The sequence below is a fragment of the Telluria mixta genome (assembly GCF_029223865.1).
Lineage (GTDB): Bacteria > Pseudomonadota > Gammaproteobacteria > Burkholderiales > Burkholderiaceae_D > Telluria > Telluria mixta.
Map to the genome: position 1 here is coordinate 447166 of NZ_CP119520.1, position 20975 is coordinate 468140.

General features: G+C 68.1%; 23 protein-coding genes. 12 read left to right on the forward strand and 11 right to left on the reverse strand.

The annotated features are described in order from the left end of the window. Positions 1-4: 4 nt before the first annotated feature. Positions 5-1396 carry an efflux transporter outer membrane subunit gene (locus P0M04_RS01965; RefSeq protein ID WP_259449002.1) on the forward strand — a complete coding sequence of 464 codons (1392 nt, stop codon included), beginning with the start codon at positions 5-7 and terminating at the stop codon, positions 1394-1396. On the opposite strand, the gene P0M04_RS01970 is transcribed toward P0M04_RS01965, so the two are convergent. Further along, entirely contained in the window at positions 1397-2668 is a 1272-nt protein-coding gene (locus P0M04_RS01970) for an O-acetylhomoserine aminocarboxypropyltransferase/cysteine synthase family protein (RefSeq protein WP_259449001.1), read from the reverse strand. A gap of 135 nt (positions 2669-2803) precedes the next feature. Here P0M04_RS01970 and ccmA point away from each other — a divergent pair, with 135 nt between their 5' ends. From ccmA to P0M04_RS02015, 9 genes are all read left to right on the forward strand, one after another. Beyond that, entirely contained in the window at positions 2804-3433 is a 630-nt protein-coding gene (gene ccmA, locus P0M04_RS01975; protein WP_259449000.1) for a cytochrome c biogenesis heme-transporting ATPase CcmA, read from the forward strand. Then, complete coding sequence (ccmB, locus tag P0M04_RS01980) at positions 3433-4101, forward strand: heme exporter protein CcmB (protein WP_259448999.1); 669 nt, start codon at positions 3433-3435, stop codon at positions 4099-4101. Before ccmA ends, ccmB begins: the two co-directional genes overlap by 1 nt. 152 nt (positions 4102-4253) lie before the next feature. Continuing rightward, positions 4254-5003, forward strand: a complete 750-nt coding sequence (gene ccmC, locus P0M04_RS01985; protein WP_259448998.1) for a heme ABC transporter permease CcmC — start codon at positions 4254-4256, stop codon at positions 5001-5003. Next, positions 5000-5152, forward strand: coding sequence for a heme exporter protein CcmD (ccmD, locus tag P0M04_RS01990; protein WP_063978197.1), 153 nt, complete (start codon positions 5000-5002; stop codon positions 5150-5152). The genes ccmC and ccmD overlap by 4 nt, the downstream gene beginning before the upstream one ends. A 2-nt stretch (positions 5153-5154) precedes the next feature. Then, complete coding sequence (gene ccmE, locus P0M04_RS01995; RefSeq protein ID WP_259449162.1) at positions 5155-5607, forward strand: cytochrome c maturation protein CcmE; 453 nt, start codon at positions 5155-5157, stop codon at positions 5605-5607. Next, the gene (locus P0M04_RS02000; RefSeq protein ID WP_259448997.1) at positions 5604-7616 is read left to right on the forward strand and encodes a heme lyase CcmF/NrfE family subunit; all 2013 of its coding nucleotides are present in this window, start codon (positions 5604-5606) and stop codon (positions 7614-7616) included. The genes ccmE and P0M04_RS02000 overlap by 4 nt, the downstream gene beginning before the upstream one ends. Next, positions 7613-8140, forward strand: a complete 528-nt coding sequence (locus P0M04_RS02005; protein ID WP_259448996.1) for a DsbE family thiol:disulfide interchange protein — start codon at positions 7613-7615, stop codon at positions 8138-8140. Before P0M04_RS02000 ends, P0M04_RS02005 begins: the two co-directional genes overlap by 4 nt. Next, positions 8133-8534 carry a cytochrome c-type biogenesis protein gene (locus tag P0M04_RS02010; RefSeq protein ID WP_259448995.1) on the forward strand — a complete coding sequence of 134 codons (402 nt, stop codon included), beginning with the start codon at positions 8133-8135 and terminating at the stop codon, positions 8532-8534. The genes P0M04_RS02005 and P0M04_RS02010 overlap by 8 nt, the downstream gene beginning before the upstream one ends. Then, positions 8531-9217: a tetratricopeptide repeat protein gene (locus P0M04_RS02015; RefSeq protein ID WP_259448994.1), complete on the forward strand. Its 687-nt coding sequence runs from the start codon at positions 8531-8533 to the stop codon at positions 9215-9217. Before P0M04_RS02010 ends, P0M04_RS02015 begins: the two co-directional genes overlap by 4 nt. A gap of 97 nt (positions 9218-9314) precedes the next feature. On the opposite strand, the gene P0M04_RS02020 is transcribed toward P0M04_RS02015, so the two are convergent. The 10 genes from P0M04_RS02020 to P0M04_RS02065 all read right to left on the reverse strand — a co-directional run bounded on the left by P0M04_RS02020 (position 9315) and on the right by P0M04_RS02065 (position 19311). Next, positions 9315-10706: a Do family serine endopeptidase gene (locus tag P0M04_RS02020; protein WP_259448993.1), complete on the reverse strand. Its 1392-nt coding sequence runs from the start codon at positions 10704-10706 to the stop codon at positions 9315-9317. 19 nt (positions 10707-10725) lie between these two features. Continuing rightward, positions 10726-11424, reverse strand: coding sequence for a lectin (locus tag P0M04_RS02025; RefSeq protein WP_259448992.1), 699 nt, complete (start codon positions 11422-11424; stop codon positions 10726-10728). A 24-nt stretch (positions 11425-11448) separates the two neighbouring features. Continuing rightward, positions 11449-11916 (reverse strand): c-type cytochrome, encoded by a 468-nt coding sequence (locus P0M04_RS02030; protein WP_259448991.1) that lies wholly within the window; start codon positions 11914-11916, stop codon positions 11449-11451. 45 nt (positions 11917-11961) lie between these two features. Beyond that, a complete protein-coding gene (locus P0M04_RS02035; protein WP_259448990.1) occupies positions 11962-12852 on the reverse strand; it encodes a dienelactone hydrolase family protein in 891 nt (296 codons plus the stop codon). Further along, positions 12849-13799 carry an SMP-30/gluconolactonase/LRE family protein gene (locus P0M04_RS02040; protein ID WP_259448989.1) on the reverse strand — a complete coding sequence of 317 codons (951 nt, stop codon included), beginning with the start codon at positions 13797-13799 and terminating at the stop codon, positions 12849-12851. Before P0M04_RS02040 ends, P0M04_RS02035 begins: the two co-directional genes overlap by 4 nt. Positions 13800-13809: 10 nt before the next feature. Beyond that, positions 13810-14388, reverse strand: coding sequence for a peroxiredoxin (locus P0M04_RS02045; RefSeq protein WP_259448988.1), 579 nt, complete (start codon positions 14386-14388; stop codon positions 13810-13812). Further along, positions 14385-14978, reverse strand: a complete 594-nt coding sequence (locus tag P0M04_RS02050; protein ID WP_259448987.1) for a c-type cytochrome — start codon at positions 14976-14978, stop codon at positions 14385-14387. The genes P0M04_RS02045 and P0M04_RS02050 overlap by 4 nt, the downstream gene beginning before the upstream one ends. A 9-nt stretch (positions 14979-14987) precedes the next feature. Further along, on the reverse strand, positions 14988-15368 hold the full coding sequence (locus tag P0M04_RS02055) for a hypothetical protein (RefSeq protein ID WP_259448986.1): 381 nt from the start codon (positions 15366-15368) through the stop codon (positions 14988-14990). 60 nt (positions 15369-15428) lie between these two features. After that, a complete protein-coding gene (locus P0M04_RS02060) occupies positions 15429-16880 on the reverse strand; it encodes a DUF1501 domain-containing protein (protein ID WP_259448985.1) in 1452 nt (483 codons plus the stop codon). Between the two features lie 73 nt (positions 16881-16953). Next, complete coding sequence (locus P0M04_RS02065) at positions 16954-19311, reverse strand: DUF1549 and DUF1553 domain-containing protein (RefSeq protein WP_259448984.1); 2358 nt, start codon at positions 19309-19311, stop codon at positions 16954-16956. A 341-nt stretch (positions 19312-19652) separates the two neighbouring features. Between P0M04_RS02065 and P0M04_RS02070 the strand changes: the two genes are divergently transcribed. Together P0M04_RS02070 and P0M04_RS02075 are read left to right on the forward strand one after the other, a co-directional pair. After that, positions 19653-20144 carry a rhodanese-like domain-containing protein gene (locus P0M04_RS02070; protein WP_259448983.1) on the forward strand — a complete coding sequence of 164 codons (492 nt, stop codon included), beginning with the start codon at positions 19653-19655 and terminating at the stop codon, positions 20142-20144. Positions 20145-20162: 18 nt separating this feature from the next. Then, positions 20163-20969, forward strand: a complete 807-nt coding sequence (locus P0M04_RS02075; protein WP_259448982.1) for a cytochrome b/b6 domain-containing protein — start codon at positions 20163-20165, stop codon at positions 20967-20969. Positions 20970-20975: the final 6 nt, after the last annotated feature.

The window sequence follows — 20975 nt, forward strand, 5'->3', positions numbered from 1 at the left end:
CGCAATGAACGCTCCTCGACTTACCCTGCTCTCCCTGCTCCTCGCCGGCTGCGCCACCGGCCCCGCCTATCATCGTCCCGACGTCCCGGTCACCACGTACAAGGAGACGACCACACTGCCCGCCTGGAAGTATGCCGAACCCGCGGAACTCGACACGCAGGGCCGTTGGTGGCTCGGGTATGGCGATACGCACCTGTCCGAACTCGTCGAGGAAGCGGGCCGGTCCAACGATACGATCCGCATCAGCGAAGCGCGCTACCGCCAGGCGCTGGCCCTGGCCGCATCCTCCCGGGCCAGTCTGTTCCCGTTCCTCGACCTGACCGGCGGCGCGAAACGCGGCACGGGCAACGGTGCCGGCGGCGCCGGCAATGTCGCGACAAGCCGCCGCATCGCCCTGGAAGCGGGCTGGGAAGCGGACGTGTGGGGCCGCGTGCGCAACCAGGCCGAATCGAGCCGACTGGCAGCTGAAGCCGGTGCCGCCGACCTGGCCGCGGCCCGGCTCGCGGTGCAGGCGACGGTGGCACAGCTGTACTTTCAGGTCCGTGTCGTCGACGCCCAGCAACGCCTGCTGGACAGCACGGTGCAGGCGTACGAATGCAGCCTGCAACTGACGCAGCAGCGCCTGCGCTTCGGCGTCGCCACGCCGGCCGACGTCGCGCAGGCACAGGCGCAGTTGAAAACCACGCAGGCGCAGGCCGTCGACAACCGCGTGCAGCGCAGCCAGCTGGAACATGCGCTGGCCGTGCTGCTGGGCCGCGAACCTGCCTCGTTCGCGCTTGCCCCGGCCGCACGGGTGGCGGTCAAGGTCCCCGTCGTCCCCGCCGGCGTGCCGTCCAAGCTGCTGGAACGCCGCCCCGACGTGGCGGCCGCCGAGCGCCGCGTAGCCAGCGCCAATGCGAGCGTCGGTGCCGCGCAGGCCGCGTACTTCCCCGACCTGACGCTGTCCGCCATGGGCGGTTTCCAGAGCACGGACGGCGCGCACTGGCTGACGGTGCCGCACCGCGTGTGGGCGCTCGGTCCCGCGCTGGCCGTCACCCTGTTCGACGGCGGCGCACGGCGCGCGCAGACGGACAGCGCCATCGCCGTCTACGACGCGACCGTGGCCGGCTACCGCCAGACGGTGCTGGACAGCGTGCAGGAAGTGGAAGATGCGCTGGCCCTGCTGGCGGGCCTGGAACAGGAATCGGAACTGCTGGAGGCGGCCGTGCAGGCGTCGCGCGAATCGGAGCGCCAGATGCTGGCGCGCTACCGGGCCGGCACGACCGACTACCTGAGCGTGGTGACGGTACAGGCGACGGCGCTGGCGGCCGAACGCAGCGCGCTCGCTGCGCAGGGGCGCAGGCTGGCGGCGAGCGTCAGCCTGGTCAAGGCGTTGGGTGGCGGGTGGAACGGGTAATCAAACGGCGTCGAGGGCTTGGGCCAGGTCCTCGAGCAGATCGTCGATATGTTCGATGCCGATCGACAGCCGCACCGTATCCTCGGTGACGCCGGCCTTCGCCAGTTCGTCCGGCCCGAGCTGGCGATGCGTCGTCGACGCCGGATGGCATGCCAGCGACTTCGCATCGCCGATGTTGACGAGCCGCGTGAACAGCTTGAGCGCATCCTGGAAGCGCGCCCCGCCCTCGCGACCGCCGGACACGCCGAACGTCAGCACGCCGGACGGCCGGCCTTCCAGGTATTTGACGGCCAGGTCGTGGCTCGGATGGTCGGGCAGGCCCGCGTAGTTGACCCAGCGGACCTTCGGATGGCGATCGAGGTACTCGGCGACTTTCAGCGTGTTCTCCGTGATGCGGTCCAGGCGCAGCGCGAGCGTTTCGATGCCTTGCAGGATCAGGAACGCATTGAACGGCGAGATCGCGCCGCCCGTGTTGCGCAGCGGGACCACGCGTGCGCGGCCGATGAATGCGGCCGGACCGAGTGCCTCCGTGTAGACGACGCCGTGGTACGACACGTCCGGCTCGTTCAGGCGGCGGAAGCGTTCCTTGTGCTCGGCCCAGGGGAATTTTCCAGAATCGACGATGATGCCGCCGATCGAGTTGCCGTGGCCGCCCAGGTACTTGGTCAGTGAATGCACGACGATGTCGGCGCCGTGTTCGAAGGGGCGCAGCAGGTAAGGCGTGGCGACCGTGTTGTCGACGATGAGCGGCACGCCGTGGCGGTGCGCGACCTCGGCGATCTTTTCGATGTCCGTGATGTTGCCGAGCGGGTTACCGATCGATTCGATGTACACGGCCTTCGTGCGTTCGTCGATCAGGTGCGCGAACGATTCCGGCTCGCGGTAGTCGGCGAAGCGCGTCTGGATGCCGAACTGCGGCAAGGTGTGGGCGAACAGGTTGTAGGTGCCGCCGTACAGCGTGGAGGCGGAGATGATGTTGTCGCCCGCTTCCGCGATGGTCAGGATCGCATACGTGATCGCCGTCTGTCCCGACGCCAGCGCCAGCGCGCCCACGCCGCCTTCCAGCGCCGCGACGCGCTGTTCCAGCACGTCCTGCGTCGGGTTCATGATGCGCGTGTAGATATTCCCGGGCACCTTCAGGTCGAACAGGTCGGCGCCGTGCTGCGTGCTGTCGAACGCGTACGACACCGTCTGGTAGATCGGTACCGCGGCGGCGCGCGTGGTCGGGTCGGGCGAATAGCCGCCGTGGACGGCGATGGTCTCTCTCTTCATGGTTTCTCCGTGATCGTTTCGGTGCTCTGGAATATACGGTCGGGTGGCATGCGCGGTGAACGAAGGACTGCGCATAACGACATGCGAATTCCTTCGATGTCTTTTTCTCCACACCCCGCTATAGTCCGCTCGACCATGACCCTGCAAGCCCATCACATCGCCTGCGTGCGCGGCGGCCGCACCCTGTTCTCGAACATCGACCTCGCCGTCGCGCCGGGCGAGGCGCTGTGGGTGGCCGGCGCCAACGGCAGCGGCAAGAGCAGCCTGCTGCGCATCCTGTGCGGCCTCACGCCGCCGGCGGCCGGCACCGTGCACTGGCGCGGCCGCGACATCGCGACGTCGCGCGAAGACTACCACCGCGACCTGTTCTACTGCGGCCACGCGCCCGGGCTGAAGGACGACCTGCCCGCCTGGCGCAACCTCGACGTCGCGCGCCGCATCGCCGGCCAGTCCGGCGGCATCGACGACGCCCGGCGCGCGCTCGCGCTGTTCGGCCTGGAGCACGCGCTGCACCTGCCGTGCGCGATCCTGTCGCAGGGCCAGCGCAAGCGCGTCGCTCTCGCACGGCTGGCGCTGGCCCCGCGGCCGGCACTCCTCATCCTTGACGAACCGTTTTCCGCGCTGGACACCGGGTCCATCGCCGCGCTCCATTCGCTCCTGGATCAACATCTCGATGAGGGCGGCAGCATCGTCTACACGACCCACCAGGACCTGGCACTCTCCGCGGGCCGCCTGCACCGGCTCGACCTCGGCGGACAAAGCTGATGCTCGCGACCTTCCTGTGCATCATCCGGCGCGACCTGGAGCTCGCCCTGCGCCGCAGGTCGGACGTGTTCACGACCTTGTTCTTCTTCGTGATCGTGATCTCGCTGTTCCCGCTCGGCGTCGGACCGGAACCGGCACTGCTGCGCACGATGGCGCCCGGCATCCTGTGGGTCGCGGCGCTGCTGGCGGCCATGCTGTCGCTGGCGCGCCTGTTCGCGCCGGACCATGCGGACGGCACGCTCGAACAGATGCTGCTGTCGCCCGAACCGCTGGCGGTGCTGGTCGCCGCGAAGATCCTCGCGCACTGGCTCGTCGCCGGCCTGCCGCTCGTGCTGCTCGCGCCGTTGCTGGCACTGCAGTTCGACCTGTCGCCCGCGGCCATCGGCACACTCACGCTCGGGCTGTTGATCGGCACGCCGGTTTTGAGCCTGTTCGGCGCCATCGGCGGCGCGCTCACGCTGGGCGTGCGCGGCAGCGGCGTGCTCGTCGCGCTGCTCGTGCTGCCGTTGTACGTGCCCGTGCTGATCTTTGGCGCGGGTGCCGTCGGCGCGGAGATGAGTGGCATGGATGGCGCGGCGCACCTGTCGCTGCTGGGCGCCCTGCTCGCGGGCGCCGTCGCGCTGGCGCCCTGGGCCACGGCGCGCGCGCTGCGCATCGCACTCGAATGACGAGCTCATAACGACATGCGAACATATTCGATTACTTTTTTCGCGCCAGGCGATACAGTGAATCCGTCCCTGCCATTCTCCCGTTGGGACGGTCTCCTGGGCCCGCGTCCAACACACGCGGGCTTTTTTTTGAACGCCAACGACGTCACGACATGACACCACCGACTTCCCACGCGGCCCCACGCCTGGCGCCTGGCCGCATCCACTGGTTCGGCTACGCGTCGCCGCAAGTCTTCTATCCGCTCGCGGGCCGCCTGATTCCCTGGTTCGCCGGCGCGGCGCTGGTCCTCGCGGCCGTCGGCCTTGCCATCGGCTTCCTCGTCGCGCCCACCGACCACCAGCAGGGCGACGCCTACCGCATCATCTTCGTGCACGTGCCGGCGGCCTGGCTGTCGATGCTGATCTACGTCGCGATGGCCTTCTGGGCCGGACTCGGGCTCGTGCTGAACACGCGCCTCTCCGCGATGATGGCGCGCGCTCTGGCCCCGACCGGCGCGCTGTTCACGTTCCTCGCGCTGTGGACGGGCGCCCTGTGGGGCCGGCCGACCTGGGGCGCGTGGTGGGTGTGGGATGCGCGCCTGACGTCGGAGCTCCTGCTGCTGTTCCTGTACGTGGGCTTCATGGCGCTGCAATCGGCCATCGACGATCCGGTGCGCGGCGACAAGGCCGGCGCCGTGATCGCCCTCGTCGGCGTGATCAACGTCCCCGTCATCTATTTCTCGGTCCAGTGGTGGAACACCTTGCACCAGGGCGCGTCCGTCAGCCTGCGCGCGGCGCCCAGCATGGCGACGACGATGCTGACCGGGATGCTCGTGATGACGTTCGCGCTGTGGGCCTATGCCATCGCCGCCGTGCTCGCGCGGCTGCGCTGCATCATTCTCGAACGGGGAGCGGCACGATGATCTGGCAAACCTGGCACGATTTTCTCGCGATGGGTGGCTACGCGCCGTATGTCTGGGGTTCCGTCGGCGCGACCGCGGCGGGCGTGTTGATCGAGGTACTGGCGCTGCGCGCACGCCGCCGCGCCGCCCTGTCGAAAGGCCGGCCATGAGCCTGAAACCCCGCCACAAACGTTTGATACTGCTGGCCGGCGCTCTTGCCGCGCTGGGCATCGCCACGATGCTCGTGCTGTCCGCATTCCGCAAGAACCTCGTATTCTTCTTCACGCCCACGCAGGTCCTGGCGGGCGAAGCGCCGCGCGGCCAGAGCCTGCGCATCGGCGGCCTCGTCGAGAATGGGACGCTGCAGCGCCAGCCCGATGGCGTCACCGTCCGCTTCGTCGTGACCGACCTCGCGCACAAGGTGACGGTCAACTACCGCGGCATCCTGCCCGACCTGTTCAAGGAAGGCAAAGGCGTCGTCGCGCAGGGCCGTCTGAATGCGGACCACGTGTTCGTCGCCGACCAGGTACTGGCCAAGCACGACGAGAACTACATGCCGCCCGAAGCCGCGGAAGCATTGCGGAAAGGCGCCCTCGCCGCCAACGAATCGAAAGGCAAGCCATGATCCCGGAACTGGGTAACGTCGCGCTGGTGCTGGCGCTGTGCCTCGCCGTCCTGCAGGGTACGCTGCCGCTCGCCGGCTCGCTGAACGGCAACGCGCGCTGGCTGGCGCTGGCGCGCACCGCGGCTGTCGGCCAGGCGCTGTTCGTCACGCTGGCGTTCGCGATCCTCGTGCACGCGTTCGCCGTCAACGATTTTTCCGTCGCCTACGTGGCCGGCAACTCGAACACGGCGCTGCCGCTCGTCTACCGCATCACGGCGACGTGGGGCGGACACGAAGGGTCGCTGCTGCTGTGGGTGCAGACGCTCGCGCTGTGGACGCTCGCCGTCGTCGCGTTCAGCCGCCAGCTGCCGCCGGCGACGTCCGCGCGCGTGCTGGCCGTGATGGGCCTCGTCGCCATCGGCTTCCTGTCGTTCACGCTGTTCACGTCGAATCCGTTCGACCGCAGCCTGCCCGCGCCCCTGGACGGCAAGGACCTGAACCCGCTGCTGCAGGACGTGGGCATGATCGTGCATCCGCCGCTGCTGTACATGGGCTATGTCGGGTTCTCCGTCGCCTTCGCGTTCGCCATCGCAGCCTTGATCGGCGGCGAGCTGGATGCGGCCTGGGCGCGCTGGGCGCGGCCGTGGACGCTCGTCGCCTGGACCTTCCTCACGCTCGGCATCTTCCTCGGCAGCTTCTGGGCCTATTACGAACTGGGCTGGGGCGGCTGGTGGTTCTGGGACGCCGTGGAAAACGCGTCGTTCATGCCCTGGCTCGTCGGCGCGGCGCTGATCCACTCGCTGGCCGTCACGGAAAAGCGCGGCGCCTTCCGCAACTGGACCGTGCTGCTCGCGATCCTCGCGTTCTCGTTGTCGCTGCTGGGCACCTTCCTCGTCCGCTCCGGCGTGCTGACGTCCGTGCACGCGTTCGCGTCCGATCCGCGCCGCGGCCTGTTCATCCTCGTGTTCCTCGCCATCGTCATCGGCGGCTCGCTGGCGCTGTACGCGTGGCGCGCGCCGACCATTGGCCTCGGCGGCCGCTTTGCACTCTTCTCGCGCGAGTCGCTTCTGCTGGTGAACAACGTGCTGCTGCTCGTGGCCGCAGCCACCGTGCTGCTGGGCACCCTGTATCCGCTGTTCCTCGATGCGCTGGGCGGCGGCAAGATCTCCGTCGGCCCGCCGTATTTCGAGACCGTGTTCGTGCCGCTGATGGTGCCCGTGCTGCTGCTGATCGCCGTCGGTCCGTTCGTCCCGTGGAAGAACGGTTCGCTGCGCGACGTGGCCGTGCGCCTGCGTCCGGCCGCGCTGCTGGCCGTGCTGCTGACCGTGGTGCTGGGCGCGGCCGGCTTGTTCGTCGTGCGCGGCTCGCCGACGGTCGCGCTGGGCGTGCTGCTGGCCGCATGGACGCTCTCCGCCACGTTGCAGCACGTGGTCCGCAACCTGAGCCAGGCGCCGCGCGGCACGTCGCTCGCCCGGCGCGCGTCTCGCCAGGGCGCGGCCTGGTGGGGCATGGTGATCGCGCATGCGGGCGTCGGCATCTTCGTCATCGGCGTCACGCTCGTCAAGGGCACGGAGACGGCGGACGACGTGAGCCTGCGCGTGGGCGGCAGCGCCCGCGCGGGCGACTACACGTTCACGTTCGAGGGACTGGAAAAAATCCGCGCCTCCAACTACGTCGGCGCGCGCGCCACGTTCGCCGTCACGCTGGACGGCGCGCGCGTCGCGACGCTCCATCCGGAAAAACGTTTCTACACGGTGCAGCAGATGCCGACGACGGAAGCCGCCATCGACCGCGGTATCGCGCGCGACCTGTACGTGTCGCTGGGCGAACTGACGAAGGACGGCACGTGGATCGTGCGCGTCCAGCACAAGCCCTTCATGGGCTGGATCTGGGCCGGCTGCCTTGTCATCGCCGCAGGCGGACTGCTGGCCGCCGTCGACCGCCGCTACCGCACGCGCCGCGTCGCCGCCCCGGACACCGCCCGCGCCGCGCCGGCCATCCCCGTTCCATCATCATCGAGGTCCGCATGAAACGCTACGCCATCCCGCTCGGCATCTTCGCCATCCTGCTCGTCTTCCTCGGCGTCGGCCTGCGCCTGAAGCCGCAGGAAGTCCCGTCCCCGTTCATCGGCAAGCCTGCGCCCGCCTTCAAGCTCAGCCAGCTCGAACAGGCCGACAGGACGTTCTCGCCGCAGGACATGCGCGGCAAGGTCTGGCTGTTCAACGTGTGGGCGTCGTGGTGCACGTCGTGCCGCGCCGAGCATCCGGTGCTCGTGGAGTTCGCGAAGCAGGCGGCCGTGCCGATCGTGGGCCTGAACTACATGGACGTGCGCGAAGACGGCAGCCGCTGGCTCGACAGGTTCGGCAATCCGTACGCGCTGTCCGTGTTCGACGCGGACGGCAAGGTCGGCACGGACTACGGCGTGTACGGCGTGCCCGAGACCTTCGTCATCGACCGCCAGGGCAACATCCGCCTCAAGCTGACCGGTCCCGTGACGCCGGAGATCATCAAGAACACCCTGCTGCCGCTGATCCGGGAACTGGAACATGCGTAAGCGCTTCGCCACCCTGCTGCTGTGCGCGGCGCTCGCTCCGGCCAGCGCGCAACCGGACGATGCGACACTTGACCGGCGCGTCGAGCGCGTGACCGCGGAGCTGCGCTGCCTCGTGTGCCAGAACCAGACGATCGCGGACTCGCACGCGGAGCTGGCCCTGATGCTGAAGCGCCAGGTGCGCGACATGCTGGCGCGCGGCGCCACCGACCGGCAGGCCATCGACTTCATGGTGCAGCGCTACGGCGACTTCGTGCTGTACCGCCCACCCGTCAAGGCCAGCACGTGGCTGCTGTGGTTCGGCCCCTTCGGCCTGCTGCTGGCCGGCCTCGCCCTGCTGTTCGCCCGCCTGCGCGCGCGCCAGTTCGAACCCGACAATGAGGAGTCTGCCGCATGACGTCTTTCCTGCTCGGCGCGATCGCCCTGGTGGCCATCGCCCTCGCCTTCGCCCTGGCGCCGCTGCTGCGCCGTCACCCGGCCGGCCTTGCGCCTCGCCCCGACCGCGACTGGTCACCCATCGCCATCGGCCTCGTGCTCCCCGCGGCCGCCGTGGCGCTGTACGCGGCCATCGGCACGCCGCAGGCCGTGCTGGCGCCGCCGACGCAGGCGGACACGCCGGCGATCGGTCCCGCGCAGATCGAGGCGATGGTGAACCGCCTGGCCGAACGCCTCAAGAATGAACCTGACGACGCCGAAGGCTGGCGCATGCTCGCGCACTCGTACGAGACGCTGCGCCGCTTCGATGCCGCGGTGGAGGCCTACCGCCACCTGATCGCGCTGGAGCCGAACAATGCGAACGGGCTGACCGACGCCGCCGTCGCGCTGGGGATGGCGATGAACCAGGATTTGTCGGGCGAACCGGAACGGCTGATCGACCGCGCGCTAGCCATCAACCCGAACCATGTGCAGGCGCTCGCGCTGAAGGGCAGCGCCGCCTACGAACGGGGCGATTACGCGCAGGCGATCCCACCGTGGAAAAAAATCCTGGCGATGGTGCCGCAGGATTCGGAGATGGCCCGCTCGATCGGGGCCAGTGTGGAGAAGGCGGAAGCGTTGGCGGCCAAGAGTTCGAAACGTTGAAAAACCGTCGTTCCCGCGCAGGCGGGAACCTAAGTTGGTGGCGCTGCCGCGGCGCGTACAAATTGGGTCCCCGCCTGCGCGGGGACGACGTAGGTGCTCAGTGAGCTTCGGGACGCAGCATCACGAACTGCGACGTATCTCCCCGCCGCACGAGCAATACCGATGCCTTCCCCGCCTTGTCGGCCTGCTTCGCGAACGCCGCGGCACTGGCCACGTCCGCATTGTCGAGCGCAAGGATGATATCTCCCGGGCGCACGCCGGCCACCTGCGCCGCGCCTTCCACCTTGTCGACCACCACGCCGGTGCGTGCGCCCAGTTCCGCCTTCTGCGCCGCCGTCAGGTCCAGCACCGACACGCCCAGCCGGTTGCCCGGCGCCGCCGGCGCGGGTTGCGCGCGAACCTTCGGTGCCGGCCGTTCCGCTTCCAGCTCGGCCAGCGTGACGGTGACATGGCGTGCGGACCCGTTGCGCAGCACGGTCAGGTTGACCGTCGTGCCGGGCCGCGTGTCGGCCGCCAGGCGGCGCAGTTGCGCGCTGCGCTCGATGGCCGCACCGTTGAACGCGACGATGATGTCGCCGTCGCGCAGGCCCGCGCGTTCGGCCGGTCCGCCCCGTTCGATGCGACCGACGAATCCGCCCTGCGTGTTCGCGAGACCCAGCGCGTCGGCCACGTCACGGTCGACGTCCGTCAGGTAGACGCCCATGCGGCCGCGCGTCACGCGTCCGCTGCCCTTCAGTTGCCCGGCCACGCGCAGCGCGTCCTCGATCGGAATCGCGAACGAGATGCCCATGAAGCCGCCGGAGCGGCTGTAGATCTGCGAATTGATGCCGACCACTTCGCCGCGCAAATTGATCAGCGGGCCGCCCGAGTTGCCGGGATTGACCGGCACGTCGGTCTGGATGAGCGGCAGGAAGTCGCCCGTCTCGCGCGCGCGGGCGGAGACGATGCCCGCCGTGACCGTGTTGTCCAGGTCGAACGGCGAGCCGATCGCGATGACCCATTCGCCCGCTTTCGTGTTGCCCGAATTGCCCGTCGTGAGGGTCGGCAGGCCGGCGGCGTCGATCTTCAGGATCGCGACATCGGTGCGCTTGTCGGTGCCGACGACCCGCGCCCTGAACTCGCGCCGGTCGGCCAGCTTGACGTACACCTCGTCGGCGCCGTCGACCACGTGCGCATTCGTCAGCACGTCGCCGTCGCGCGACACGATGAAGCCGGAGCCGACGCCGCGCCGCACGCGCTCCGGTGCTTCGTCCGACGGGAGCGGCGGATGATCGCGCGGCAGCGGCTCGCCGAAGAAGCGCCGGAACAGCTCGCGCGTCTCCGGGTCGTCGCTCTCATGCGCGGCCACGGTCCGCGTGGTGCGGATGTTGACCACGGCGGGACCGGCTTTCTCGACCAGCGTGCTGAAATCGGGCCCCACCTCGACGGCTTGCGCGGCGCCGAGCACGCAGGCAAAAACAAGTGGAGACGCGTAACGGAAGGATGTCATGGGCATCTCCACGGACCGGTCAGTTGACGGCGAAGCAGTACAACAGGCCCGCCCCACCGGTACTCACGAGATTCTCCTGCCCGCAGCCGCGGCTCGCATGCGCCGAGTTCCACGACGTGTTGCCGCCGCCGGTCCGGTCGAAGTGGCCCAGCTGCGTCGACGCATCCGCCGCGCTGCTCGTGTAGTTGCGGCACGTATGGTCGGCCGCGTCGGCGAACGCGCGGCCGTCCGGCGTCGACCCGGTGATGATGTCATGCTCGTTCGGCTTGTCGCCGAAGCCTTTCACCGGCTCGTTCTTTTCGTTGAAGACGGTGGCGCGCGTCAGGTTGTTGCCGAGGCGGGCCGCCTCCAGCGTGTCGCCGTGCAGGTGTGCGACGTCGCGCGCGACGACGGCGCCGCGCGTGTTGTACCACGGTCCCTGGCCGATGCGGTCGCGCGCGTTGACCGCGGGTTGGCCCTCCGACGCCTGCGTGCTGAGGTAGGCGTGCCAGGTGCGGTTGCCGGCACCGACCGTGGTCGCCAGTTTCTGGCACTGGGCATCGGCGCCGGCCAGGCCGCCGAGATTACCGCCCTTGCCGACGCCTTCGCTGGTGACGAAGAAGCCGAGCGGCTTCGCCGGGTCGGTCGAGCGCGCGGCGGATTGCTGGGCCACGGCCGGCAGGACGCAGGCGGTGGCGAGGAGCGCGGCTGCGACGGCCGCATGTTTCAGGTGAATCATTCAGGTCTCCGATGTGATGACAGGTCAGTCCTTGGCCTTGAAGTCGTCGTGGCAGGCCTTGCAGGTGCGGGTCAGCTTGCCGTACTGGGTCTTGATGGCGGCCGCGTCGCCGCCGGCAGCCAGCGAGGCCAGCTCGTTCGCTTCCTTCGCGAAGCTCGCGCCCAGCTCACCGAAATGCTTCGTGTCCTTGAACGCTTCCGGCTTCGCACTCGTGTCGTGCCAGCCCTTGCCCTGCTCCGTGCCCGGCGCGAACAGCGAGCCCAGGCCCGAGTTGGCGACGGCGGCGATGGTGTTGGCGGCGCGCAGGACCTCGTCCTTGTTGTACTGGCCGTCCAGCGAGGCCTTGATGCGGCCGGAGTTCCAGGCCACGACCTGGAACGCCGACTGGCGCCACTTGATCAGGTTTTCCGGCTTCGGCCCCTGCTGGGCCAGTGCGGACGCGGAAGCCGCAATCACGGCGAGGGCGACGAGAGTCTTGGTACGCTTGTTCATCTTCTTCCTTCTGGTGGGGGTAAAAAAAGTGACGACGACCGGGCTTCAGGCACGCAGGGTCCGGTCGAACAGGGCCAGCGTGCGTTGCCACGCGAGCTTCGCCGCCGCGTCGTCATAGCGCGGCGTCGTATCGTTGTTGAAGCCGTGTTCCACGCCCGGGTACACGTAACCCTCGTGGCGGATCCCGGCCGACTTCAGCGCGGCCTCGTAGCCGGGCCACGCTTCCAGCAGGCGCGCATCGTTGCCGGCGTGGTGGACGAGGACCTGCGCCTTGATCCGCGGGACGTCCGCCGGCGCGGGTGCGGCCCCGTAGAACGGCACGGCGGCGGCCAGGTCGGGCAACCTCGTCGCCAGCAGGTTCGCGATCCCGCCGCCGTAGCAGAAGCCGACGACGCCGACCTTGCCGTTCGTGCCGGGCAGCGTCTTCAACGCGCCGGCAGCGGCGACGAAGTCTTCGCGCGTCTTCGCCTGGTCCAGTTTCGGGAACAGGGCACGGGCCTTGTCCTCGTCGCCGGGATAGCCGCCCAGCGGATACAAGGCGTCCGGCGCGAACGCGACATAGCCGGCGAGCGCGAGGCGGCGCGCGATGTCTTCGATGTGGGGGTTCAGGCCGCGGTTCTCGTGCACCACCAGCACGGCACCCGGCCTGCCCTGCGCATTTGCCGGGCGCACCAGGTAGCCGTGCACCTTGCCGTTGCCGTCCGGGGACGGAAACTCCACGCGGCTGCCCACGATGCGCGGGTCGGTCGGCGCGACCTGCTGCGCCTGGGCGAAGTTGGGGCTCAACGCGGCGAGCAGCGCTTCAGCCGACAGCGCGCCCGCTGCGACCTTGCCGGCCGATTGCAGGAAGCCCCGGCGGCTCAAGTCGCCGTGCACGTATTTGTCGAACAGCTGCAGTACCTGCGGGTCGAAATCCTTCGCGGTCTTGCGGGTCATTTTGCACGCCCTTCGAAGCCCTGCGCCAGCAACGCGATCCTGTAGGCGGCGCCGCGGCCGACGACGTACAGCGTGTGCTTGCCGGGTCCGGAGAACGCGAGGTTCTGCGGCTTCTTCGGCAGCGCGATCACGCCGAGCGCGTCGCCGCGCGGGCCGAACACTTCGATGCCGGCGTTCGATGCCACGTACAGGCGTCCGGCACCGTCGACCGCGAGGCCGTCCGCGCCGCTGGACCAGCCGTTATCTCCCTTGCTCCAGCCGGCCAGGCGGGCGAAATCGCGGCGCTTGCCGACCGTGCCGTCCGGCGCCACGTCGTACGCCAGCACGTGCTCGCCCTGTGTGTTGGCCACGTACAGCGTCTTTTCGTCGGGACTCAGCTGAATGCCGTTCGGCCGCTCGATGTCGGCCGCCACGCGTTCCAGCTTGCCCGCCGCCGGGATGCGGTACACGGCCGGCTTGGCCACGGCATGCGCGTGCTGGCCGTTCCTCGCGCCCGGCGCCGCGCCGGAATCGGTGAAGTAGACGTTGCCGTTGCGGCCGACCACGAGGTCGTTCGGGCGGCCGAACGGCAGGCCGTCCCATTGGTCGGCCAGCGTGCGCGCCTTGTCCGCCGGCGCGACGATGCCCACGCGTGGCTCGCGCACCTGCACGGCGTACAGCGCGCCGCCCGCGCCGAAGCCGAGGCCATTCGAACCGTTGCTGTTGTCGAGGTAGGTCGACGTCGTGCCGTCGGCGCCAATGCGCGTGATGCGGTTGGCCGTCGTCTCCGTGAAGATCAGGCTCCCGTCGGCCAGCGCCAGCGGGCCCTCGGTGCCGTCGAAACCTTCCCTGATCAATTCGATCTTCGTGCCGGCCGCGGCGACGCCGGGGATGGCCGTCGCGATGGTGTCCTGCGCCTGCGCCAGGCCGGCGGCGAGCGCGAGGACTGCGATGGTGATCTGTTTCATGCGCTCCTCCTCATTTCGCGACGGCCAGCTTTTGCACGGCCTGCAGCGCCTGTTCGACGTTCGCGCCCGGCGCCAGTCCACCGACAACCGCGGCGACCTTGCCGTTCGGCGTCACGATGAACGTGGTGCGTTCGGCGAAACCGTGGTCGATGTCCTTGCCGCGCGTGTCCTTGCGGCCCGGCGCGGCTTCGCGCACCGTCAGGTCGTACGACTTCGCGATGCGGCCGTCGGCATCCGACGCGACCGCGATCTTGCCGGCGCAGTACTCCGGATCGGCCGAGAAGTCGTTCAGGCGCGCGATGCTGTCCAGCGAGACGCCGACGATGCTCGCGCCGGCCGCGGCGAATTTTTCCTGGTTGACGGCGAATGCATGCGCCTGCACGTTGCAGCCGCCCGTATAGGCCGACGGGTAGAAGTACACGACCACGGGGCCCTTCTTCAGCGCGTCCTTGAGCGAATAGCCGAAGGCCTTGCCGGCCTGCGACGCCTGCGTCTTGAAGTCCGGGGCGCTGTCGCCCTCTTTCAGCGCGGCCGCGGCGGGCAGCGCGATCGATGCGGCCAGCACGGCCGCCACCAACAATTTCATCATCTCTCCTGTATCCCTGATAGGTAATGCGCCAATACGTCGATCTCGGCGTCCGTCAATCCCTTCGTGGCCTCGTTCATCGTGCCGCCCGGGCTGTTCCTGCGTTCGCCGCTGCGCCATGCCAGCAACTGGTTGCGCAAGTACTTCACGTCCTGCCCGCCGATCACGGGAAACGCCGCGTTGCCGGTTCCCTTGCCCTGCGGGCCGTGGCAGGCCGCGCAGGTGGCGAACAGCCGCTGCGCCGTCGCCGCGTCGGCATGCGTCGCCTCGCCGCGCATCGCGGGCAGGCCGCCGTAGTACGCGGCGATGTCGGCGATGTCCGCTTCGTCCAGGCTCCTCGCCATGACCATCATGTAGTCGTGTTTGCGCGCGCCGCTGCGAAAGTCCTGCAACTGCTTGACGATGTACGCCGGATACTGGCCGGCCAGCCGGGCGAACTTCCCGTCCTCGCCATTGCCGTTGCCGTCGGCGCCGTGGCATTCCTGGCAGCGCTCCGATTCCGACTTGATGCGGCCTGCTTCCACGTTGCCCGCCCATGCCGCGAGCGGCAGGACGAGCGCGAGGACGGCGCACGCGTTCTTCAGATTCTTCAAGCGCTGCGCCTATTCTTTCTTGTAGAACGTGTGGCATGTCTTGCAGGTCCGCGACAGCGTGGTGGCGGCATCGGTCGCCTTGTCGAAGTCGTTGGACGTGACCGAGTCGACGATCGCGAGGGTCAGTTCGCGGCTCTTTTTCGACAGGTCGACCGCATTGGCGGCATCGCCCTTCTGCACGAAATAGGTTTCCACGGTGTCGAACATGGCGTTCATGGACTTCGCATCCGCGATGGCGGCCTTGCCGTCCTTGAGCGCGATGTTCGACGCCAGGCTCTTGTTCGTATCGTCGATGTTCTGCATCAGGTCCATGTCCAGCTCAGCCGCCGCCCAGGCCAGGCCGGCGCTGACGGACAACATGGCGCCGAAGACGATCAGTTTTCTCTGCATGTGTTTCGTTTCTCTTTCCGCTTGCGCCCCCGGGACGCATCCCGGGGGTCGTGCCGTCGCTTACGCGAGAATCTCCTTGATGACCTTCCCGTACACGACGGTCGGACGCTCGGACCGGCCGTTGTTGAGGAAGGTGGTCTTCAGGTGGTCGAGGCCCATCAGCTGCAGCACGGTGGCGTGCAGGTCGTACGTGTCGACCGCCTTGTCCTTGTCGGCCACCTGCAGGCCCACCTCGTCCGTCTCGCCGTACGTGTAGCCCGCCTTCAGGCCGCCGCCCGCCATCCACTGCGTGTAGCCCCATGGGTTGTGGTCGCGGCCCGTGCCGCTCTCGCCCCACGACGTGCGGCCGAACTCCGACGCCCAGACGACGAGCGTCGTGTCGAGCAGGCCGCGTTCCTTCAGGTCGTGCAGCAGGCCCGCGATCGGCTTGTCGACCATGCGCGCCATCACGCCGTGGTTCTCATCCAGCTCGCTGTGCGCATCCCAGCTCTGGCGGTCGGACTCGACGCCTTCCGGATAGCCGGACACCACCTGCACGAAGCGCACGCCGTTCTCCACGAGGCGGCGCGCACGCAGCAGCACTTCGCCGTAGCTCTGGCTGACCTTGTCGTTCAGGCCGTACAGCTCCTTCGTCGCGGCCGACTCCTTGCTGATGTCGACGGCGGCCGGCGCGGCGACCTGCATACGGTCGGCCAGTTCGTACGAACGCAGGCGGGCGCGCAGTTCGGTGTCGTTCGGGTAGCGCTGCGCGCCCAGGTTGTTCAGCTGCTTGAGCAGGTCGAGCGACGAGCGCTGCTGCGCGGCGCTGCGCAGTTCCGGACGCTCGAGGTACAGGATCGGCGAATCGCCCGGACGGAACGCGGTGCCCTGGTAGACGGCCGGCAGGAAACCCGAGCTCCAGTTGACGGAACCGGCCGACGGTTCGCGGTCGCCGTTGTACAGCACGACGTACGGCGGCAGGTCGGGGTTGGCGGCGCCGAGCGCGTAGCTGATCCAGGCGCCCAGCGACGGGCGGCCCGGGTTCAGGTCGCCCGTGTTCAGCTTGAGGATGGAGATGTCGTGCGTGGCGCCGATCGTCGTGCTGGACTTGATGAAGGTGATCTTGTCCGCGTGCTGGGCCAGGTTCGGCAGCAGGCTCGAAAACCAGGCACCGCTCTCGCCGTACTGCTTCCAGGTGCGCTCCTTCGATACGTACAGCTTGCCCACGCCGCCCTGCGTCGACGTCTTGATCCCTTTCAGGAACGACGCCGGCACGGGCTGGCCCGCGAGCTTCTGCAGGTCCGGCTTGTAGTCGTACAGGTCGAGCGTGCTGGGGGCGCCGTTCTGGTGCAGCCAGATGACGGACTTGATCTTGGCCGGGAAGTGCGGCGACTTGGCCGCGAGCGGGTCGATCAGTTCGGCGGCCGTGGCGGCGGACAGCAGGCCGCCGCCGGGCAGCAGGCCGGTCAGGGCGCCGGCGCCGAAGCCGAGGCCGGATTTGATCAGGAAGTCCCGACGTGAATTGATACTCATGATGTTCCCTTTTTCTTGTGTTTCTGGGTTCGCCATTGCGGGCACGGCGTGTCCGCAATGACGTTCTCGTTATTTAGAAGCGATATGCGAAATCGTTCGAGTTGGCGACGGCATGCACGAGATCGACGAAGGCGGCGGTGCGCACGGGGTCGATCTTCTTCGCATCCTTCAGGCCACTCGGCACGGCAACCTCGAACTGGCCGCTGGCCGCCTTCTCGCGGATGGCGATCTGTTCCTGCGCCAGGAAGCTCTTGAGCGCGGCCCGTTCGGTCTTGTTGGGCTCACGCGAGAACAGGATCTCGTAGACCCGGTTGAGCTGGGCGTCCTCGTTGTTGCCTGCCTCGTTGATCACGCGGCCGGCCAGCGCCTGGCTCCACTCGAACACGATGTCGCTGTTGAACATCGTCAGCGCCTGCAGCGGCGTCGTCGTCACGTCACGCTTGTGGTGCGGGTTGTTCGGGTTGGCCGGATCGAAGTTCTGGGTGATCGGGTACGGGAAGCTGCGGCGCGTGAACACGTACAGGCTGCGGCGGTACCAGTCTTCCTTGTTGTCCGACACGGTCCAGGCACGGTTGCCGGCGAAGTCGCGCGACTTGCCGCCGCCGTCGCCCTTCTTCAGCACCGGCGGGAACACGGACGGGCCGCCCACCTTGTCGACCAGCAGGCCCGATGCGTACAGCAGCGAGTCGCGGATCTCTTCCGCTTCCAGGCGCTTGCGCGGATACACCGCCAGCAGCTCGTTCTTCGGATCGACCTTCTGCACGTCCGGACGCTCGTTGGAGGCCTGGCGGTACGTGGACGACAGCAGGACCTCGCGGTGCAGCTTCTTCACGTTCCAGCCGCTCTGGACGAAGCCGGTGGCCAGGTGGTCCAGCAGTTCCGGGTGCGTGGGCTTGGCGCCGGCGCGGCCGAAGTCCGCGACGGTGGCGACGATGCCCTTGTCGAAGTACTGCGCCCACACGCGGTTGGCGTACACGCGGGCCGTCAGCGGATTGCTCTCGCTGCTGACCCACTTGGCCAGCGCGGTGCGGCGGCCGGACGATTTATCGGTCGGCTGGATGTCCAGCTTGACGTCCTTGCCGCCCCACAGTGCCGGGATGCCCGGTTCGACGGCTTCCAGCGGTTTCTCGTGGATGCCGGTGAAGCGGATGCGCGTCTCGGGCACTTCCTTGCTCGTCAGCTCGAACGCGGTGGTGTACGTGGCCGAGCCCTTCGCTGGACGCAGCTTGTCGAATTTCTTCAGCTGTTCCTGCAGCGACTTGTACTCTTCATACTTGGCGACGTTCTCCGGCTTGAAGTCGGCGCGGTCCTTTTCCTCGGCCGTGCGCTTCAGGAAGGCGATGATCTCCTGGTCCGACGCGACCGACTGCTTGCGCCAGTTGACCCAGCGGTCCAGCGCGTTCCAGTCCTTCTCCGGCTTGAAGATCGATTCGCGGCTGTCGCTCAGGTAGCGCTCGTTGTAGTACTGGCGGCCTTCGGGACGGACCGTGTCGAGGATCGCCTTCATCTTCGCGCGGATGTCCTTGGTCGCCTCGTTGTACGCGGCCTGCTGCTTCTGGAACTCCTTGTCGAACTCCGTTTCCGAACCCTTGGCCAGCGGCGTCTTCTCGTTGACCGACGTGTTGGCGAAGAAGGCCTGCAGCTGGAAGTATTCCTTCTGGCTGACCTTGTCCATCTTGTGGTTGTGGCAGCGCGCGCAACCGATGGTGGACGCCAGGAAGGTCTCGCCGACCAGGTCCGTCATGTCCGTCTCGATCTGGTACTTGCGCTGCACGAGGTCGCGCGAGTTGAAGTTGTCCGGATAGCCGGCGAGGAAGCCCGTCGCGATGCGCGCTTCCTGGCTTTCCGGCCACAGCTCGTCGCCGGCCAGCTGTTCCTGGATGAAGCGGTTGAACGGCTTGTCCGTGTTGAACGCGTTGATCACGTAGTCGCGGTAGCGCCAGTTGTTCGGGCGGGTGTTATCGTTCTGGAAGCCGGTGCTGTCGGCGTAGCGTGCGAGGTCCAGCCAGCGGCGCGCCTGGCGCTCGCCGAAGTGGTGCGATGCCAGCAGGCGGTCGACCAGCTTCTCGTACGCGTCGGGCGACTTGTCGTTCTCGAACGCCTTCACTTCCTCGGGCGTCGGCAGGATGCCCCAGGTATCGAGCGTGGCGCGGCGGATGAAGGTGGCGCGGTCCGCTTCCGGCGACGGCTTGATGCCCTTCGCTTCCAGCTTCGCGAGCACGTACGCGTCGACGGGCGTGCGCACCCATTTCTTTTGCTTGACCGTGGGCTCGGCCGGCGCCACGGCCGGCGTATACGCCCACGCTTTGGACGCGGCGGCGGCCGGCGCGTCTTTCGCCGGTACGACTGCCGGCTTGTCCTGGTCAGCGGCGGAGACGACCGCCGCTGCGAAGCTCAAGGCGACGGCAAGATACAAAGCCTTGCTTTTCATTTGACTGACTCCCTCATTGGTTCATCCGATCCTAAAAGTTGATGCGCGTGGTGATGGTCTCGCCTCTCTCTTTGCAACTATCGCGCCAGCTCCGCGCAATTGCGTGATTGGATGCCGCAAACCCTTGATTTCTCGGGCTTCCTGCCATGCAGGGCGGTGGTTCTGCGCCTTGTGTGATGACTGCTGGTTTGCGAACAGTGCGCGGCATGCGGTGTTCGCTTTTCAGCAGACATTGGATTAGCCAGCAGTACGAAAGCGCACACCGCCCGCAAATCCGGGGCAAACGATTGGCACGGTAGTTGCAACGATGAAGACACCCCCAACAACAATGAAAGCGACACATGAACATCCTTAAGACCACCATCGCCGCCACCCTGCTCCTCGCCGGCGCCGCATCGTTCGCCCAGGAAGCGGCAGCGCCGGCCGCCGCCAAACCGGCCGCTGCACCGCAGCCGTGGACCTACAAGACGAAGCAGCTCTCGCGCGCCGAGATCGACAAGCTGCTGCTCCAGCCGGGCAAGGTGCTGGTGCTCGACGTGCGCCGTCCGGACGAACTGCCGTCCAAGGGTTCGTTCCCGGTCTTCCTGAGCATCCAGAACGCGGACCTCGAGAAGTACCTGAAATACATCCCGAAAGACCGCCAGATCGTGACCGTGTCCAACCGCGCCCACCGCGCCGGCGCCGCGGGCGACCTGCTGACGCTGCGCGGCTTCAAGGTCGCGGGTGCGGCCGGCACGCTGGACTACGAAGAGCAAGGCGGCGTCGTCGAACACATCAAGCCGCCCGCGCCGCCGGCCGCCGCACCGGCACCGGCCGTGGCCCAGGCGCAGTAACCGTTCGTGACGATGGCCATGAATTACCGCACCGCCGCCAAGGCAGACCTTTATCCGAGCAGCCCCGTCGCGGCGCCGACGGCGCACGCGACCCGCATCCGCCTGTGGGACCTGCCGGTCCGCATCTTCCACTGGTCCCTCGTGATCGCCGTCCTCGTGGCCTTCGTCACCGCCAAGCTGGGCGGCGACTGGATGGACTGGCACGGCCGCGCGGGCCTGGCCATCGTCGGCCTCGTGACGTTCCGCCTCGTGTGGGGCATCGTGGGCTCGACCCATGCCCGCTTCCTGAGCTTCGCCCCGACGCCGGCGCGCCTGCGCGCCTACCTGACGGGCCGCTGGCACGGCATCGGCCACAACCCGCTGGGCGCGCTGTCCGTGTTCGGCCTCCTCGGCCTGCTGGCAGTGCAGGCGGGCACCGGCCTGTTTTCCAACGACGACATCGCGTTCGACGGGCCGCTCTCAAGCCTCGTCGAAAAAGCGCGTTCGGACAGCCTGACGGGCCTGCACCACCAGTTGTCGGACGTGCTGCTCGTGCTGCTCGGATTGCACATCCTCGCGATCGTGTTCTACCTGGTCGTCAAGAGGCACAACCTGATCAAGCCGATGGTCACCGGCTGGAAGCACGCGCAGGGCCGCGTCGCACCGGCGCCGAAGACGCGCGGCGGCAGTCCGCTCGGTCTCGTCATCGCGCTGCTCGTCGCGGCGGCGGTCACGTATGCGGCCAGCGGCAAGCTGCTGCATCAACCGCCTCCGGCGCCCGCGCCCGCGGCCGCGCCGGCGGCGTCCCCTCCACCGACTACCTACAGCAGCACGCCAGGCTGGTAATTCCCA